The sequence below is a fragment of the Shewanella sp. SM87 genome (genome assembly GCF_025653705.1).
Lineage (GTDB): Bacteria > Pseudomonadota > Gammaproteobacteria > Enterobacterales > Shewanellaceae > Shewanella > Shewanella oncorhynchi.
In genome coordinates, this window is sequence record NZ_JAKKSC010000004.1 from 79,723 (window position 1) to 98,628 (window position 18,906).

Consider the following 18,906-nt stretch of genomic DNA (forward strand, 5'->3'; position numbering starts at 1 on the left):
CTATTTAATTCCACCTACACGCTCAAAACGCACACCGCTAGGCACCCAAGTTGGGAGGAAGTCGGCTTTTGAACGGTCAAATTCAAAACTAATCCAAATCGCTACCGCTTTACCGACCAGGTTTTCTTCTGGCACAAAGCCCCAGAAACGACTGTCGGTACTGTTATCGCGGTTATCGCCCATGGCAAAGTAATGGCCTTCTGGCACTAAAAACTCACCCGCGGGTAAATTACCTTCGCGTTTAAAATATCCCAGCATGTCAGGTCGACTTGGGTTGATCAAGATATCGTGGGCGACCTCGCCCAATTCCTCTTTATAACGCAGTAACGGCACACCATCTTGGCTGTAATCACCACGACTTATCTCTGTGCGGGCGATAACTTGCGGTTCTGGGCAAGCTGTTTGCTCAACGCCACAGGCCTTCTGGATCATCAACTGCTTGTTACGGTAAATAATTCTATCACCCGGTAAACCGACAACACGCTTAATGTAGTCAATTTGCGGATTTTCAGGATATTTAAATACCACCACATCACCGCGTTTGGGCTCGCCAGTTTCAACCAGTTTAGTGCGCCATACGGGATCTTTAAGCCCATAACTAAATTTTTCCACCAGAATGAAGTCGCCCACTAAGAGGGTTGGCATCATAGAACCCGATGGGATTTGAAATGGCTCATAAATGAATGAACGTAGGATCAACACAAAGGCAATCACAGGGAAGATAGAGTGCGCGGTTTCGACTATGGTCGACTCACGAATGATTTGGTACTCAGCTTCTTCAGTTAAATTCGCTTGTGATGCCTTTGCTAACGCTAAACTCTCACGACGCTTTGGGGCGAAAACGAGCACATCGACTAACCAAATAAGTCCTGAGATCAGGGTGATTAGCACTAGAATAATGGAAAAATACGCTGCCATTGCTTATTGAACTCCTGCCTTAAAAATAATTAAAGGTGCCTAACTCAGCGAATATCATACTTTAGTTAACTTACCGTATTCGACCTTGGTAAACCAAAGTGATAAACCAATGCGATAACCTAACTAAAGCGCCGCAAACAGCGGCGCAATAGTCAACTAAATTGTCACTTCTTATGCTAACGATTACTCGTTTAGCTTAAGTACCGCTAAGAATGCTTCTTGCGGCACCTCAACGTTACCTACTTGCTTCATCCGTTTCTTACCCTCTTTTTGTTTATTTAAGAGTTTTTTCTTACGAGAAACGTCGCCGCCATAACACTTAGCCGTTACGTCTTTACGCAGGGCTTTCACGGTTGAACGGGCAATAATTTGACTGCCCACCGCCGCTTGAATCGCAATATCAAACATCTGACGTGGAATAAGTTCTTTCATCTTATCCACTAAAGCTAAACCACGGTGACGAATGTTTGATCTATGGATAACCATAGCCAAGGCGTCGACTCGGTCGCCGTTGATGAGAATATCTAAACGCACCATGTCTGCAGGATCGAAACGAATAAAGTTATATTCGAGGGATGCATAGCCACGGCTAGTGGATTTCAAACGGTCGAAGAAGTCCATGACCACTTCCGCCATTGGCAGATGGTAAGTTACAGCCACTTGGTTACCGTGGTAAACCATGTTCACTTGAGTGCCACGTTTTTCAATACACAGGGTAATCACGTTACCTAAGTATTCTTTTGGCACTAAAATGTTGGCCTCAACAATCGGCTCACGCATTTCTTCAATGTTGTTAATCGCAGGCAGATCAGACGGGTTATCAACGTAAATCGTTTCACCGCTGGTCATGACGACTTCGTACACTACGGTTGGCGCAGTGGTGATCAACTCTAGGTTGTATTCACGCTCTAAACGCTCTTGTACGATTTCCATGTGGAGCAGGCCTAAATAGCCAATGCGGAAACCAAAACCGAGTGCCGATGAACTTTCAGGTTCAAAGAATAATGACGCATCGTTCAGGCTGAGTTTGTTCAACGCATCACGGAAGTTTTCATATTCGTCGGTCGAAATTGGGAATACGCCAGCGTATACCTGTGGCTTCACTTTCTTAAAACCAGGTAACGGCTTTTCAGCACCATTTTTGGCTAAAGTTAACGTATCGCCCACGGGCGCGCCGTGAATTTCCTTCAGACCCGCAATCACAAAGCCGACTTCACCGGTTTTAAGTTCGGTTTTGTCAGTTTGTTTTGGCGTGAAAATACCCACGCGATCCGCAGTGTGGTTTTGCCCTGTAGACATTACCTTAAACTTGTCACCTTTTTTCAGGCTACCGTGTTTAATTCGCACTAACGACACTACGCCTAAGTAATTATCAAACCAAGAATCGATGATCAAGGCTTGCAATGGTGCGTCAGGATCGCCTTCTGGCGGTGGAATTTTGGCAACAATGACTTCTAAAACCTCATCGACACCGACACCGGTTTTAGCCGAACAACGCACAGCATCCATCGCATCAATACCGACGATATCTTCAATCTCGGCAGCAACACGTTCTGGATCGGCTTGTGGTAAGTCAATCTTGTTTAAAATGGGTACCACATCTAGATTCATATCCAGCGCGGTATAACAGTTTGCCAGTGTCTGAGCTTCAACGCCCTGACCCGCATCAACCACCAGCAAAGCACCTTCACAGGCAGCTAATGAGCGCGAGACCTCGTAGGAGAAGTCAACGTGACCTGGGGTATCAATAAAGTTGAGTTGATAGACAAGGCCATCTTTGGCTTTATAATCCAAAGTGACACTTTGTGCCTTAATCGTAATACCACGCTCACGTTCTAGATCCATAGAATCTAAAACTTGAGAATCCATTTCACGGTCGGTTAAACCGCCACAAACCTGAATAAGACGATCTGATAGCGTCGATTTACCATGGTCGATATGGGCAATAATTGAGAAGTTTCTAATTTGTTTCATTATGCTGCAATGACTAATACTGAAAATGGATACGGTTTAAAGGAGCGAAATTGTACCTGATTGCGGTTTCAATACCAATCACATTCACTCCTACTTAAGACAGGCCGATAAAACAACGCCCAAAACCGCAGTTAGCTGCTATTTGATAAAAAATAAAACATTGAAATTATTGAGCTAATTCGTTTAAATTGATGCTCCTACCTAAATAGGCCAAAATCACAGGCTGAGCATCAACTTCTAAACGTTTAGCCTGTTGCTTACCAAAAGACCACGCAATCAAGGCACCAACGGCCGCAAAGCCCATGGCACCTAGGTTAGGATTAAACTCAAGCAACTGGCCTAAAAATTGTCCTAATGCTGCGCCGACAAACAGGCCAAACAGCGGCATTAAATAGATTAATGCCGCGGCTTTGAGGATCACGCTCTCGGGAAGGCCTAATTTGAGTAATTCACCAGCCTCGCAGCGGCGGTCACTCTGAATAGAAAATTGCTGGGTTTTCGAGGAAAAAGCCTGAGCGACTGCAGAGGTCCCGCAAGACTCACTGTTACTGCAGCTCTTGCAGGTACTCTTAAGTTCCACTTCAACCGTCAACCAGCCTTGACTATCACTGGAGACGACTCTGGCAATTTCTTCCATCATAATCGGCGTCCTATTCTAGCGTCAGACTTTTAGCAATGCGCGTTAGAGTTTCTGTCGGCACTTTACCCACAGCAACCACTTCGGCATTACCGACTTTTTCTGAGACTAACGACAAGCCATTACGGGTAATTAATTCTTCAGGCAATGGACTCGTGCCCGCACGCGCCACATAAACAGAAATATTTGCCAGTCCATCGGTCAGTGCTATGTATTCCACCGCTTCGTGACTGCCAATTAATCTATGGTGGTCGCGCACTACCACAGTAAAACCTGCGGGTAACCAAGCAAATTGCCAGTTTTGACCGTCTTGGCGCTCGGCTTGATCGATAACTGCCGGCCACTCTTGCTTATAGGCCTCTTGCAAAATGGCTGGCGGCTCGCTGAATTCAATGAGTTCAATCACCATGATCTGCTCAAGTAATTGCTTATCTTGAGTCAGCATGTCGTATCTCAGCGGTAGATAGGTTTCCATATCAAGCCAAATTTGAAAGCCATAACGGAATTCATCATTAGGCAACAGGCGGATCATCTGCCCCGGACGCCCAGCGATACGGGTACGGCCACCGAGTACAAACTGATAACCCACTTCTAAGTCCGCCATATTGGCAGAGAAAGCAGCGGGCCAGACACCTTGAATATGATTAGAAACGATACTATACGCAGGCTCATCGTGCTCAATAAAGGTGACACGATTACCGACACGCACTGCATTTTTGGGTGGACCGTTAAGGTATTCTAGAAAGGCAACTTCTTGATTATTCACCTTACCGTGCAGGTAAACCAAAGGCCGAATATGATCGGCCTGAAGTTGAATAATCGATGCTTTAAACTCTTTCTCTCGTAAAGCCTGACTCATTTTCTCGAGCCAAGCTTTGGCAGGCATGTCCTCCTGCGCGGTTGCAGGAAAGACCAAGGCTAATAAAGCCAACAGGATTAGACGCAAGCTAACTCCTCGTTATTGATTGACCGGAACGGGTACGACCTCGGTATTGTCCTCTACAACCGCACCAGTATTCAATCGTTGTTGCAACATATGATCTTGGATATAAGTATTAATTCGGCGACGTTGCTCATTCACCTGATCATTGGTATAGCCTTGATTCTGTTGTACAGGACCGGTTTGTAGGCTCACAGGTGATGCGCTACCAATAAGCGGCCTTGTAATTAACACGGGCGATGGTGACGCGGCATCATCGGCGGTTTGATTGTAATTCTGCACACCCACAATCGCAAACATAGCAACCGTCGCAGCAATGGCATATTGACCAAATTGCTTAAATAAAGGTATGACGCGGCTTTGCTCCGAATTGGCGGCAATTTGTGGCGTTACAGGTGCAGCAACGTTAGACGCATGATGCTTAGGCGCAACTATCGCTGGCTCAAGTTCAATGGCGGCAGCAATGCTAGCAGAGAGATCTAACACAATATTCTGCGGCAACTCGCCACGCATGGCATCGCCTATCATATGATAGTTATGCCATTTATCATGTGAATGTGTATCAGCAGATAACTCTGCCATGGTCTGCGCATCAGTCTCTCCATCGACTGCGGCAGATACCCATTCTTGACCTAATTTATCCATTTTTCACCTGTCTAAATATAAGGGTTTCTTAAAATAAGAATTTAGGCTTCCAGCAAAGGCTGGAGCTTTTTATCGATTGCTTCTCGTGCTCGGAAGATACGTGATCTTACGGTCCCGACAGGACAATCCATGACTATGGCAATATCTTCGTAACTCATACCATCGAGTTCACGCAATGAGATGGCCATTCGTAATTCTTCAGGCAAGGTCTCTAATGTATCGAAAATCACTTTTTTGATTTCATCCGATAACATTAGCCGTTCTGGGGAGGCAAACTCCTTCAGCGCGTCACTACCTTCGTAATATTCGGCATCTTCTGCATCAACATCATTCGCAGGCGTTCTACGCCCCTGTGATACGAGATAATTCTTCGCAGTGTTTACTGCGATGCGGTACAACCAAGTATAAAATGCACTTTCACCGCGAAAGTTTGGCAAAGCTCTGTAAGCTTTGATAAACGCTTCCTGTGCGACATCAGCAACGTCCGCTTGGTTCCGTACATAACGGGATATCAAGCTAATGACTTTACTTTGATATTTAAGCACTAACAGGTTAAAAGCGTTTTTATCACCTTGTTGTACGCGCTCAACTAATTGTTGATCACTTAATTGTCCACTCATCCGAGCCGACTTCTCCTAAATCTAAAATGCTGATTTCTCAGTCGCTCGAATCATATTCACTTATGTAGACTCGCGGGCTTTGAAAAAGTTCTAAAAATTATACAAAAAAAGTAAGGTAAAAAGGAAAGTACCCATAATCGGTGAGTTGGTTTACCATAGTTGGCACTCTTCAGTCACATCATGATACCCGATGAAACAAGTAGTTGAACACCAATCTGACATATTAGTCATAGGTAGCGGTGCCGCAGGTCTGACACTAGCTTTGCATCTTGCTGAAAAAGCAAAAGTAATTCTGCTTTCAAAAGGCCCACTCTCGGAAGGGTCGACTTACTACGCCCAAGGCGGTATCGCCTCCGTCTTCGACGAAAGTGACACTATCGAATCCCATGTTGCAGACACCTTAATCGCAGGGGCGGGTTTATGTGACAAAGACGTTGTCACTTTCACGGCTGAAAATGCCAAGAGTGCGATGCAATGGCTTATCGAATGTGGCGTCGCCTTCGATAAAGAAGAAACCACAGACGGGAACGCAAAAGATGCACCTTACCATTTAACCCGTGAAGGCGGCCATAGCCACAGACGTATTCTGCATGCTGCCGATGCCACAGGCAAAGAAGTGCAAACCACACTGCAAGAACGCGCACTCGCCCACCCCAATATTCAAGTTTTAGAACGCTATAACGCCATCGACCTCATCACCACCCGTAAATTAAATCGCCCAGGTAATCGTGTGTTAGGCGCTTATGTCTGGAATCGCAATGAAGAACACGTCGAAACCGTTAAGGCTAAGTTTGTCGCGTTAGCGACTGGTGGTAGCTCTAAGGTTTATCAATATACCTCAAACCCTGATGTCGCCAGCGGCGATGGTATTGCCATGGCATGGCGTGCAGGTTGCCGCGTGGCGAATATGGAGTTCAACCAATTCCATCCGACGTGCTTGTACCACGCAGATGCGCGCAACTTCTTACTCACCGAAGCCCTGCGTGGTGAAGGGGCTTATCTGCGTCGTCCAGATGGCAGCCGTTTTATGCCGGACTTTGATGAACGTGCCGAATTAGCTCCCCGTGATATCGTTGCCCGCGCCATCGACTATGAGATGAAACGTCTGGGTGCCGACTGTGTGTATCTGGATATCAGCCATAAAGATGCTGACTTTGTGATGAAGCATTTCCCGACCATCTATAGCCGTTGCTTAGAGCTGGGAATCGATATCACTAAAGATGCGATTCCTGTCGTGCCTGCTGCTCACTATACCTGCGGTGGAGTAATGACAGATATGCACGGTCAGACGGATCTCAATGGTCTCTATGCTATTGGTGAAGTCGCCTATACGGGCTTACATGGTGCCAATCGTCTGGCGAGTAACTCGTTACTCGAATGTTTAGTGTTTGCCCGTGCGGCGTCACAGGACATAGAAAGCCAACTGCATAAAATTCAAATCCCGGGACAAATTCCAGCATGGGATGAAAGTAAAGTGTCGAACTCGGATGAGGAAGTGGTCATCGCCCATAACTGGCACGAACTGCGGTTATTCATGTGGGACTACGTTGGAATTGTACGCTCTGATAAACGTCTGGAGCGAGCACTGCGCCGCTGCCTGATGTTACAGCAAGAAATTCAGGAATATTACAGTAACTTCAGGGTTAGCAATAACTTGCTCGAATTACGTAACTTAGTGCAAGTGGCCGAATTAATTATTCGCTGTGCCATGGAGCGTAAAGAAAGCCGTGGACTGCATTTTAATATCGATCATCCAGAGAAATTAGACGCGCCTCGCCCGACTATTTTACTACCAGAAAAGTAACCGCATAGGTGACTTCATCATAAACAGACTAAATCTCAGAATGAGGTTTAGTCTGTTGCATTTTAGCCCGCAGCAACAGCCGACATAAATGTCGATAGTCAGTATCATTTAACATATCAGCCCAAACCAGCAAGAGCCGCAGCTGAGTATCCACTTCGATATAAATCAAGCAAACAAAGGGCGTGACCCAAGTGCGTTTTAGTACCTGAAAGTGCTCCCCCGTTGACAAACGTCCCTCGCCTTTATCACTCAGCACAAAATCTAAACGCCAATGCTGCAGTCGCCACAACTGCGACAGCAAAAAAATACTAACAAGTACGATAAACAAATATTTAAGCAGAGATAAGGCGATAATGTCGCTTTGGGGCCAAAGCAGAAATGAGCTAGAACAGACACCAATAAAAACGACCAACGAGAGTCGTTGGTCGAAAGAGGCTTTTACACTGAAACTATGGTGCCGGTCTTCCACGGACTTTCACTATCATACGAGCCAGTTCAATATCAGGGCACACTTCATGGCCCATAAACCAAGCAAACAATTCTGGATCTTCACATTCCAACAAACGGATAAACGCGGTTTTATCTTCATCGGACATTTCTTGATAGAAGTTTTCAACAAAAGGTTGAAGCAAGACGTCTAATTCCAGCATCCCACGGCGACATGCCCAGCGAACCCTTGCGATGTTCATTAATTCCAAGGTATTTCTCCCAACACAGATTTGGCATTAGTCTATCAGTTCACTGACTAAAGTGTCGATTAACCCTTCATATTGACTTACAAAATTAGCATTGTTGTACTTGCGTATCGAGCCCCTCAAAGAGATCGCTAAAATCTGTATCCAATAATCGCTTTACCGCAGGATGTTGGATCATACGTTCGGCAAACATCACATGGTATTCCTCTTTCACATCGGTGGTTTCACCGAGCAAATTCATACCATGGGAAATCACTTCTTGGCGATAAATCGACGGAGTGACAAAAATACCTCGTTTAAGGTAACCAAAGGCTTTCATCATGGCCGCATCATCGAACTCGCCCAAAATACTGACTTTAAGATTTTGCTCGTCAAACCAGCGATATAGCTGTTGTCCGAGTGAAGTTCTACGGCCGGGGATTAATAGCTGGCCTTGTTCTAAACAGGCAGGAAAATCAGCGCTATAAGTCTCAGCGGAGAAAAAACTCACGCCACACTCGCCTAATTTTTTAGATAAAATTTCAGGGTATTTCAGTGACTCACCTGCACAATCCGAAAGGATCATATCCAGTTTATGCTCACGTAAACGCGCCATTAGGCTCTCGTGAGTCGCCTCATAGCAGGCTAAGTGCATAGAATTGTCATTAGGCACTACGGATAATAAAACTCGGCTGACTAAAGCTTTAGATAAGGCATCGGCAATACCCACCTCGAATAACATGGCATCCGCTTTTTGATAGTTAAGTAAATCGAGCATTTCATAGCTAAGGCTAAACATCTTATCGGCGTAGCGAAAAACCAATTCACCTAATTCTGTCGCCTCCAATGTCCGCCCGACTCGCTTGAACAGACTGCCGTTTAACCTATCTTCTAAGGCACGAATTTGCCCCGTTATCGTTTGCGGCGTCAAACATAGGGCTTCGGCCGCCTTCGCGACTGAGCCCTTTTTCTTAATCATCCAAAAATAATACAAGTGGTTATAATTCAAGTGCAGCATGCTAACCCGCTGTTAATGCTCCCTCAAACGCCAAAGCGCTGAGGGGTTACTGTGTTATTTTAAACTCGATTAGTTTAAAATCAGATGATTAAAAACCTGATGATTCCCAGTCAAGTTACTTTAAACGCTGGCAGTCGAGTAAGTTAGTAACTATGCCTTGTAACTGCTCCAAATCGGCAGCATTCCCCAGACTTACCGCTTCAGTGACTCCTGAAACTAAAACGTTACGTTCTGGAATACGTTCGGCGCAATAGGTTCGATTCGCTTCTTGGAAACGTTTACCACCGCGATACTTAAGTGCCCTCGATTCATAACCATTAGTTTCTAATCTCGCCCCTAAGGAATCAGATTTAAACATCAAAGCGCCATCCACTATCCCTTCAAGATAGCTTTGGCAAGTCTGCGAGTTTGCATCCTGATTACAGGCCGAAATTTGCGATGCCGTCGCGGATGTCGATAAACATAAGAGCGTTGCTATTCCCATTAATTTCAACTTTATCATAGTTATACTCCTTTATTAGGTAACACTTTTGATAACCAGAAATACCCGACTAACGCTGCCATAATCGAACCGATTAAGGTCCCTAGGCGTGCTAAGTCACCGTACATAGGGTCTGCATGTTCAAAGGCTAACGACGCAATAAACATAGACATAGTAAAACCAATACCGCACATGGCCGCGACGGGGGCAATTTGCTTCCAACCTACGCCATCGGGCAATTGAGCTAATTTTAGTTTCACCGCAATAAAGCTAAATAACATTACACCGATTGGCTTACCTAACATCAGGCCCAATGCAATACCAACAGGAACAGGAGAAATTAACGTCTCCAAATTCATATTGCCGACATAAACGCCCGCATTGGCAAAAGCAAACACTGGCAAAATGAGGAAAGTACTCCAAGGATGCAAACTATGCTCTAAGCCTTCTGAGGGTGAACTGCCATCCTTTGCCCGCAATGGAATACAAAAAGCAATGATGACGCCAGCCAGAGTCGCATGCACTCCAGACTTAAGTACGGCAACCCAAAGAATTAACCCTAAGATGCCATAGGGTAAAAGTGAAGTAACCCCTTTGCGGTTTAACCCGACCAGGCCCGCAATCGCTAAACTGGCAATCACTAAACTGATGGTTGATAAGTCAGTACTGTAAAACAGCGCGATAATCACTATGACGCCTAAGTCATCGATGATAGCTAAAGCAAGTAAGAAGACTTTCAGTGAAACAGGAACGCGGCTTCCGAGCAGCGCCATAATACCTAAGGCAAAGGCAATATCGGTCGCGGCAGGAATCGCCCAGCCCGCTTGTGTGACAGGATCACCGTAGTTAAACAGTAAGTACACACCAGCAGGGACTAACATGCCGCCAATGGCTGCAAAGGTAGGCAGGGAAGCTTGAGCGACACTCGATAAGGCGCCTTCAAGTAACTCACGTTTCACTTCTAAACCAATCAGCAAAAAGAATATGGCCATCAAGCCATCGTTTATCCACAGGATGAGTGGCTTGTGTATATTGAGCTCGCCAATTTTGACTTGAACGTCAGTGCCTAAAAAGCCTTGATAAAGTCCAGATAAGGGGGAATTGGCCATCAGCATGGCTAAGGCAACAGCAACCAATAACAGGATACCGCCAGCCGACTCTTGGCTCAGAAAATTTCTAATTGCTTTTTCCATCTTGCACTCCTAAAAATCATAATGAATTGAGTGTAGACGAATTGTAATAACAAATATAATCGTAAGTTTCTCCCTAACACCTCGGCTATCCCGAAGTGTTAGACTAAAAAACATACATCACACAGCAACAGGGGCTTTGATATGAGGGTGTGGAGCGTAGTTTGTTAATTCAAAATCATCGAATTGATAGTCAAAAATCGACTCAGGTCTGCGTACAATAGTCATGGTCGGCAACGGTTTTGGATCACGACTTAACTGCAGTGCCGTCTGTTCCATATGATTAGAATATAAATGGGTATCGCCACCCGTCCACACAAAATCACCTAAGGCCAAGTCACATTGCTGGGCGACCATCATAGTTAACAAAGCATAGCTGGCAATATTAAATGGCAAACCAAGAAACACATCACAACTACGCTGATACAGCTGACAAGATAATTTACCATCGGCTACATAGAACTGAAAAAATGCGTGGCACGGTGCCAAAGCCATTTTATCCAGTTCGCCCACGTTCCAAGCAGAAACGATAAGACGGCGAGAATCTGGCTGAGATTTTATCTGGGCGATAACTTGCGAAATCTGGTCGATAGCATCACCACTCTGGGTTGGCCAGCTGCGCCACTGGGCACCATAAACTGGGCCCAAATCACCATTGTCATCGGCCCATTCATCCCAAATGCTGACCTTATTTTCGCGTAAATAGGCGACGTTAGTTTCACCCTTCAGAAACCACAGCAATTCATGGATGATAGAGCGCATATGGCATTTTTTGGTGCTCACCAAAGGAAAACCTTTGCTCAAATCGAAGCGCATTTGATAGCCAAATACCGAGCGAGTCCCAGTACCTGTGCGATCCGATTTATCCACGCCTTCGGCTAATATGTGCTTCATTAAGTCTAAATACTGTTTCATTGCTGCTTACCTTGCTTACGAAAAATCAAGTACAAACCGATTAACACCATAGGCACAGAGAGTATCTGCCCCATAGTCATAAATCCCCAGTAGAGTCCCAACTGTGTGTCGGGTTGCCTCACAGTTTCAACCATAATACGGAACATACCGTAACCGACTAAGAACATACCAGAGACCGCACCGACTTTATCGGTACGTTTGCTAAACCAGTAAAGTAATAGGAATAATGCTACGCCCTCAAGGGCGAACTGATACAACTGGGATGGATGACGTGGGTCAGGCCCACCGGTTGGAAACACCATAGCCCAAGGCACATCAGTGGTTCGTCCCCAAAGCTCGCCGTTAATAAAGTTACCAATACGACCAACGCCTAAACCAATAGGCACAACAGGTGCCACCATATCGGCGACAGCAAAAAAAGTACGTTTTTGTTTCCACGCGATATAAAGCATCGCCGTAATCACGCCCATCAAACCGCCGTGGAAGGACATGCCACCTTCAGAGATTTTAAATAAATATAGGGGACTGGCGAGGAAATAATCGAAATGATAAAAAAGCACGTAACCGATACGGCCACCTAAAATCACCCCAAGAAAACCATAAAAGAGTAAATCTGAAACTTGCTCCCGCGTCCATATCCCCTTTGAACGGTCGGCTTGGCGGTTCAACAACCACATAGCCGCAACAAATCCGACTAAATAGGTAAAACCATACCAACGCAGTGCCGGTTCAAAGGTTTGTCCAAAAAGATTAAACGGTCCAAATGAAACGATCACGGGATCGATATTGGGGAAACTCAACGCCATAACACATCCATTAGCAGCCTCAAACTGAGATAAACATAAAAACTAGGTCAGAATTAACTTAAGGCCGACACATAGAAGTAACAGTGCAAATATCTTTTTAAGTACAGGTGTTGGCCAAGTGCTCGCCGCTTTTACCCCCACAGGCGCCATCAAGACAGAAGTGATCACTAAACCAAACAATGCAGGTAAATAGATATAGCCTAAGGTACCATAGGGCAACTCAGGGGCATTCATTCCTGCAATAATATAGCCGAAACTGCCAGAAAGAGAGATTAAGAAGCCCATCGCCGCAGAAAAGCCCACGGCTTGACGCATCTGTAAACCATAAAAAGTCAAAAATGGCACTATCAGTATACCGCCACCTATCCCGGTCAAACCTGCCAAAACCGCAACAAAAGCCGATACAACAAAAAGCACTACTGAATTAGGTAATTGACGATTTGATTCGGCCTTAACGGGATAAGCCATTTGAATTGTCATTAAAATCACAAAGATGGCAAAACCTTGTTGTAACTTATCAGCGGGAATACGCTCAGCAATAAAACCTGAAGCCAGCGCGCCTATAATCAGGCCCGGTAACATTGATTTGAATAAATCCCAAGGCACATTGCCACGCTTATGGTGGGCACGTGCCGACGAAATAGAGGTGAGAATAATGGCTGCTAGCGAAGTGGCAATTGCAATATGGGGGAGCTGAGTAGAGCTAATACCGACCGATGGCAAAATATAAAGCAGTGCCGGCACTACAATCAAGCCGCCACCGATACCTAATAACCCTGCCATAAAGCCGACAAATGCGCCTAAAGCCAAGCAAATAAAGAACACCAACAACAAACTATCCACACGAGTACCTACAGCGTGATAAATTGAGGGCCTTAGCTTAAAGCAAAACACAGCATTAGTTAATTAAGAATTGTTGCGAGACCCTGCTGGGTCAAATATTCTTTAACCAGCTCACGCACTTGGAAGCCGTTTGATAGGCTCAGCGCTTTAGCAAGTAATTGATCTAAATCGGCCCGCGCAACACGTCGCAATAGATAATTGATCCGCGCTAAACTGCCCTGATTCATACTCAACTGATCGTATCCCATAGCCACCAGCAAAATGGCCCCCATAGGTTCGCCCGCTAACTCTCCACAGATACTAATATCGAGTTTATGGTATCGACAATCGAGGTGCGCCTGATGCAAAGCCCGCAATATTCCAGGATGATAACTGTCAAATAACGAGCTCACCCGCGGGTTATTACGGTCAACAGCCAGCAAATATTGGGTTAAATCATTACTACCAACAGAGACAAAATCCACTCGTTTTGCCACATCATCCAACTGATATAACATGGCAGGCACTTCGAGCATAATGCCTATTCGTGGCATCACTATGTCGCTGTTAACATCGTTTTTTAATTCGACATAGGCTTGTTGCAAATATTCTAAGGATTGATCGATTTCATCTAAGTTGCTGACCATAGGCAGCAAAATACTTAACTGTTTACCGTCTCCCCCAGCCTGTAGCATGGCCCGTAACTGCACCAAAAAAAGCTCAGGATGATCCAGAGACAAGCGAATACCGCGCCATCCAAGGAAAGGATTGTCTTCTTTAATCGGGAAATACGGTAAAGGTTTATCGCCTCCCACATCTAAAGTACGCATCACCACAGGTCGACCGGACGCTGCCGATAAGACCTGTTGATAGACTTTGACTTGCTCAGATTCACTCGGGAAGCGCTGTTGTAACATAAAAGGAATTTCAGTGCGATAAAGCCCAATACCGTCGGCGCCCTCTGCAATTTCAGAGGCCACACCACTGAGTAATCCCGCATTGAGATACAAGCGAATACGTGAACCATCTAAGGTTACAGAAGGCAGCGCTAATTCTTGGGCATACTGGCGTTGCAAGGCTTTTTGTGCCGAAATCAGGCTACGATACTCACCGACAATCGCAGGTGATGGCGACACCAATAACTGACCACGGCTTGCGTTTACGACTAAAAGTTTTTGGTCAATATTGGCGGATAACAGTTGCTCTACACCTGTAATAGCAGGCACACCTAAGGCACGGGCTAAAATGGCGGCATGGGAGTTTACGCCACCAAGCTCAGTGACAATACCCGCAAGCTTTTGCCTTGGGAACTCAGCCAACATAGTCGCATCGGCTTCACGGGTAATGAGGATTACAGGTTTATCGGGCTCAAGCTCTAGACGTTCAGGCTCAATAAGTTGGCGCAATACTTTTTGACCTAAGTCGCGAATATCGCTAGCCCGCTCCTTAAGGTAAGGGTCTTCCATTGCTAAAAACTGTTGAATATAGCGTAGAGACACTCGGCTCACCGCCGACTCAGCAGCCCAGCCTAATTGCACTTCACGGGTATATTCGCCGCCTAAACTAGCATCATCGAGCAGTAACTGTAATGCATTGAAAATGGAGACAACTTCGTCATCTTGCTCGCGATCAAACCGTTGAGATAAGGCACCTATTGCTTCTTTACAACGCACCATAGCCGTGGTTAAGCGACTCGATTCATAGGCAATATCGTCAGAACGCATCTCAGGCTGTTCAAGGGGAATTTCCCCACCAAGCACGAAGGCATACGCAATGGCGATACCGTTTGATGCTGAAGTACCTTGAAACAGAATTTGTTGGTGATGGGAGCTGACTTGTGCTTTTTGTTTTAAGCCACGCACCGCCATCGCTAATTGGGCGGCGAGCGTCATCAGGAAGGCTTCTTCGCCCTCACTAAATTGGCGAGCACTCGCCTGCTGTACCACTATCACCCCTACCACAGCCTTCTGGTAGATAATAGGTACAGCTAAAAAAGCGCGGTATTCTTCTTCGGCGACTTCAGGAAAAAGCTTAAACCTTGGATGAAGCCGAGCATCCGCTAAATTAACGGCCTCTTCTCGCTGGGCAGCAAGTCCAACTAAACCTTCAGTCAGCGGCATACGTACTCGACCAACGGCGCTTTTTTCAAGACCATCGGTTGCAGATAACACGAGTTCTTGCTCTTCTAGGATATAGATGGAGCAACATTGGGTTTCCATCGCCGCTTTAGTCGATGAAACTAAGATTTCTAATGCGGTTTCCAAACTGTGGGCAGATGCCACAGCCTGAGTAATATCCCTAAGCGTATTTAACACTGTTTTCAATCCTCTTTTGAAATCAGCCCGTTGTTTTTTGTCTTCCCCGTTTCCTAGGTATTTCTAGGGTTTGGAATGACAATGCCGTTACCGCAAACTCTTTCATCACCTTACGATAAACATCACGCTTAAATGACACGACTTGCCGCACAGGATACCAATAACTTACCCAGCGCCAATCGTCAAATTCAGGATGCCCAGAAGAACTCAAATTAATCGCACTATCTTGGCTTTTCAGTTGTAACAGAAACCACTTTTGTTTTTGCCCGATACACACAGGTTTACTGTCTTGCCTCACTAAACGCTTTGGCAAACGATAGCGCAACCAAGAACGTGTCGAGGTTAATATATGCACGTGTTCAGGTCTTAGGCCCACTTCTTCATACAACTCACGGTACATAGCCTCTTCTGCTGTCTCGCCATCATCGACGCCACCTTGAGGAAATTGCCATGAGTGTTGACCGAAACGTCTAGCCCACATGACTTGGCCATATCTATTACAAATTATAATGCCCACATTTGCGCGAAAGCCGTCGCTATCAATCACATGGACTCCAAATCACATTAAATTTTAATAAACTGATTGTTTCATAAAGCTAGTCTCTCAGCAAACCTCTATTTTATCCTAAGCTTTGGATAACATCTGACTTAAAAGACATTTATCAACAACGCTAGGGGATGAAATCCGGGGATATCCACATTTTCTGTGGATATCTCTGTTTGAAACTCAGGTGAACTTGTTATAACGTTCAAAAAACATCTATTTACCATCATTTTAAAAAATTAGAGTTAAAACTTAATAACAAATAAATTCATAGCCTTGCATTTTTATCACGATTTATTTTAGACTGAAAAACCAATAAAGCTCATTATTTGACCAGCAAGAAGTATTTCTATCATTCTCGCGATATAACTCAACTTTATACACAAATAGTGTCCACAACTGTCCACAAAAGCCAGAATAAATGCACTTTATTCGCATTGACTTAGGGTTTTTATTAGGTTAAGAGGCTCACTTTACTGAGTTATCCATAATATCTGTGGATAAGTATGTGGGGAACGCAAGGGAAAGCAGAGAGTAACTTTGAACACTTTTTTGCAAAACGGGGGTTAACACGGATATAAAATTTAAAATCAGTCACTTAGAATAAAAACATTCGGTACAAGTTAATCCACCCTGTAGGGCTCATTTTTTAACCACCATTGCTAAGCAGTTATTTTTAAGTAAAATCCAGCCATGAATCGAATTATCCCCCCCGAGAATCTATCTGAACTACTCGAACGTGCCAACATGATGGCGGGCGTGAGTTTGGCGCAGATAGCAAGCCAAAGAAGCATTCGTGTCCCCAAGGATCTTAAACGCAATAAAGGTTGGGTCGGTCAATTAATCGAAATGGAATTAGGCGCAACGGCGGGTTCTAAACCTGAGCAAGATTTTCTGCATTTAGGGGTCGAGCTTAAAACTATCCCCATTGATACACAGGGGCGACCGCTGGAGACCACTTATGTCTGCGTGGCGCCGCTATCGAATATCCAAGGATTAACCTGGCAAAACAGCTTAGTCTGCCATAAGTTACAGCGAGTACTTTGGGTACCCGTTGAAGGAGAGAGGCATATTCCTGTGGGTGAGCGCCGTATAGGTACGCCAATATTGTGGGAACCGGATCCGCACGAGTTGCAATTACTGCAACAGGATTGGGAAGAGATCATGGAGCTTATCGCCCTCGGAAAAGTAGAGAGGCTTACAGCGCGCCACGGAGAAGTGCTGCAATTGCGACCTAAGGCCGCGAATAGTAAGGCGTTAACACAAAGCATTGCCGAAGATGGTAGCCTCAAAATGACCAACCCTAGGGGCTTTTATTTAAAGACCAGTTTCACTGCTATAATACTTAATAAGGTATTTGGTTAATTTTTAGTAACGATATGGACTTGGATTGATCCAGATCACAAATTTCACTGGCACTAAGGTGACTCTTTTCTATAAACTACGGCATCCTGAAATTACAGCCGTATTCGGATACCAATCAAGCAGTGAGAGCACGTAGACAAGCGAAAAAACTCCTTTTTGCGATTTTAGCTTGGGCGATTGCCATGGCTGCATTCGTGTTTTTTCGATATGCCCAATCACCAGAGCTGCCCCAATGGGCGGTAAGTTCGGCTGATCTCGCAACACTTGCTATCTACATGGGGATTATTTTCGGCAGCTTACATTGGATGTCGAACGTCATTGCCGATTTCAGTGCAATCAATCGTCTCCCCTATGTGTTTTCAGTCATCTTTAAGGGCTTGTTTTTATTACTGGGTGCTACGACGTTAGCTTATATGACTCAGTTTTTAAATATGTGGGCCATCGAAAATCACATGTCGACCCTCAGACAAATGCTGACGGCGCACATTCTCTATAGTCCTTCATTCCAAGCATTGATCGTATATTTGGTCGTCGTACGAGTCAGCTTAGCTTTTGTCGAACAAATGGCATTATTAGTCGGGCCGCGTATTTTACTCAACATAGGCCTTGGTAAATACCATAAGCCAAGATATGAGCAGCGCTTATTCCTCTATTTAGACATGGTCGCCTCAACCACACATGCCGAATCACTTGGCGATTACCGCTTTAGTCGATTGATCCAAGACAGCTTTAGTTTACTTTCAGATACTGTGTCCAATAACGAAGCTGAAATCTACCGCTATATGGGAGATGCAGTGCTGCTTCACTGGCCATTAGAAGAAGGGATAGTTCACGACCGCTGCATGAATATCTATTTTGAATTTAGCCAACAACTGAACTGGCAACGCCGCTACTTTGAAGAGCATTATGGCTTTGTGCCGAAATTTAAAGCGGCGGCCCATTGTGGCCAAGTCGTCGCTGCAGTTGTTGGTGTACAGAAACAAGAAATTAGTTTCTTTAGTGACGTGCTCAATACCTTAGCAAGACTGCAAGACCAATGTAATCCACTAGGACAGCGCATGTTGATTTCGGGTGCACTCGCGGGACGTTTAGATAACCCCAACACTCAGTATCACCTATCAAATCTAGGCCCAGTCAAACTCAAAGGGAAACAACACTCAATTGAAGTGTTTGGCGTTTCCCCGCTCTGATTTGTAATCGACTTTAAGCTTTAGCTTGAATTAATGCTTTGCAGTTAC

General features: G+C 45.1%; 19 protein-coding genes. 3 read left to right on the forward strand and 16 right to left on the reverse strand.

What is annotated here, in order from left to right; all coding sequences use genetic code 11:
- From lepB to rpoE, 6 genes are all read right to left on the reverse strand, one after another.
- On the reverse strand, positions 1-918 hold the full coding sequence (gene lepB / locus L5M11_RS04495; RefSeq protein WP_263191499.1) for a signal peptidase I: 918 nt from the start codon (positions 916-918) through the stop codon (positions 1-3).
- Positions 919-1,101: 183 nt separating this feature from the next.
- Positions 1,102-2,892 (reverse strand): translation elongation factor 4, encoded by a 1,791-nt coding sequence (gene lepA / locus L5M11_RS04500; protein ID WP_028760822.1) that lies wholly within the window; start codon positions 2,890-2,892, stop codon positions 1,102-1,104.
- Between the two features lie 166 nt (positions 2,893-3,058).
- Positions 3,059-3,532 (reverse strand): SoxR reducing system RseC family protein, encoded by a 474-nt coding sequence (locus L5M11_RS04505; protein ID WP_105249858.1) that lies wholly within the window; start codon positions 3,530-3,532, stop codon positions 3,059-3,061.
- A 10-nt stretch (positions 3,533-3,542) separates the two neighbouring features.
- Complete coding sequence (locus L5M11_RS04510) at positions 3,543-4,475, reverse strand: MucB/RseB C-terminal domain-containing protein (protein WP_028760824.1); 933 nt, start codon at positions 4,473-4,475, stop codon at positions 3,543-3,545.
- Between the two features lie 12 nt (positions 4,476-4,487).
- Positions 4,488-5,114 (reverse strand): sigma-E factor negative regulatory protein, encoded by a 627-nt coding sequence (locus L5M11_RS04515; protein ID WP_263184801.1) that lies wholly within the window; start codon positions 5,112-5,114, stop codon positions 4,488-4,490.
- 41 nt (positions 5,115-5,155) lie between these two features.
- Positions 5,156-5,734 (reverse strand): RNA polymerase sigma factor RpoE, encoded by a 579-nt coding sequence (gene rpoE, locus L5M11_RS04520; protein ID WP_028760826.1) that lies wholly within the window; start codon positions 5,732-5,734, stop codon positions 5,156-5,158.
- A 190-nt stretch (positions 5,735-5,924) separates the two neighbouring features.
- Between rpoE and nadB the strand changes: the two genes are divergently transcribed.
- On the forward strand, positions 5,925-7,538 hold the full coding sequence (gene nadB, locus L5M11_RS04525) for an L-aspartate oxidase (protein WP_168823426.1): 1,614 nt from the start codon (positions 5,925-5,927) through the stop codon (positions 7,536-7,538).
- Positions 7,539-7,566: 28 nt separating this feature from the next.
- Here nadB and L5M11_RS04530 read toward each other — a convergent pair whose 3' ends face one another.
- From L5M11_RS04530 to rppH, 10 genes are all read right to left on the reverse strand, one after another.
- Positions 7,567-8,007, reverse strand: coding sequence for a protein YgfX (locus tag L5M11_RS04530; protein ID WP_105249859.1), 441 nt, complete (start codon positions 8,005-8,007; stop codon positions 7,567-7,569).
- A complete protein-coding gene (locus L5M11_RS04535; protein ID WP_263191503.1) occupies positions 7,988-8,236 on the reverse strand; it encodes a succinate dehydrogenase assembly factor 2 in 249 nt (82 codons plus the stop codon). The genes L5M11_RS04530 and L5M11_RS04535 overlap by 20 nt, the downstream gene beginning before the upstream one ends.
- An 85-nt stretch (positions 8,237-8,321) precedes the next feature.
- Complete coding sequence (gene nhaR / locus L5M11_RS04540; protein ID WP_028760830.1) at positions 8,322-9,230, reverse strand: transcriptional activator NhaR; 909 nt, start codon at positions 9,228-9,230, stop codon at positions 8,322-8,324.
- 115 nt (positions 9,231-9,345) lie between these two features.
- Positions 9,346-9,732, reverse strand: a complete 387-nt coding sequence (locus L5M11_RS04545) for a hypothetical protein (RefSeq protein ID WP_212599984.1) — start codon at positions 9,730-9,732, stop codon at positions 9,346-9,348.
- Positions 9,733-9,734: 2 nt separating this feature from the next.
- Positions 9,735-10,904, reverse strand: coding sequence for a Na+/H+ antiporter NhaA (nhaA, locus tag L5M11_RS04550; protein ID WP_028760832.1), 1,170 nt, complete (start codon positions 10,902-10,904; stop codon positions 9,735-9,737).
- Between the two features lie 117 nt (positions 10,905-11,021).
- A complete protein-coding gene (gene thyA / locus L5M11_RS04555) occupies positions 11,022-11,816 on the reverse strand; it encodes a thymidylate synthase (protein ID WP_105249861.1) in 795 nt (264 codons plus the stop codon).
- Positions 11,813-12,622: a prolipoprotein diacylglyceryl transferase gene (gene lgt, locus L5M11_RS04560; RefSeq protein ID WP_263191504.1), complete on the reverse strand. Its 810-nt coding sequence runs from the start codon at positions 12,620-12,622 to the stop codon at positions 11,813-11,815. Before lgt ends, thyA begins: the two co-directional genes overlap by 4 nt.
- Positions 12,623-12,664: 42 nt before the next feature.
- On the reverse strand, positions 12,665-13,465 hold the full coding sequence (locus L5M11_RS04565) for a sulfite exporter TauE/SafE family protein (protein ID WP_028760835.1): 801 nt from the start codon (positions 13,463-13,465) through the stop codon (positions 12,665-12,667).
- A gap of 59 nt (positions 13,466-13,524) precedes the next feature.
- A complete protein-coding gene (gene ptsP / locus L5M11_RS04570) occupies positions 13,525-15,759 on the reverse strand; it encodes a phosphoenolpyruvate--protein phosphotransferase (protein WP_263191507.1) in 2,235 nt (744 codons plus the stop codon).
- Between the two features lie 22 nt (positions 15,760-15,781).
- The gene (gene rppH / locus L5M11_RS04575; protein WP_006080762.1) at positions 15,782-16,306 is read right to left on the reverse strand and encodes an RNA pyrophosphohydrolase; all 525 of its coding nucleotides are present in this window, start codon (positions 16,304-16,306) and stop codon (positions 15,782-15,784) included.
- 690 nt (positions 16,307-16,996) lie between these two features.
- Between rppH and mutH the strand changes: the two genes are divergently transcribed.
- Positions 16,997-17,668, forward strand: a complete 672-nt coding sequence (gene mutH / locus L5M11_RS04580; protein WP_263184805.1) for a DNA mismatch repair endonuclease MutH — start codon at positions 16,997-16,999, stop codon at positions 17,666-17,668.
- A gap of 122 nt (positions 17,669-17,790) precedes the next feature.
- A complete protein-coding gene (locus L5M11_RS04585) occupies positions 17,791-18,858 on the forward strand; it encodes an adenylate/guanylate cyclase domain-containing protein (protein WP_105249866.1) in 1,068 nt (355 codons plus the stop codon).
- Positions 18,859-18,906 lie beyond the last annotated feature (48 nt).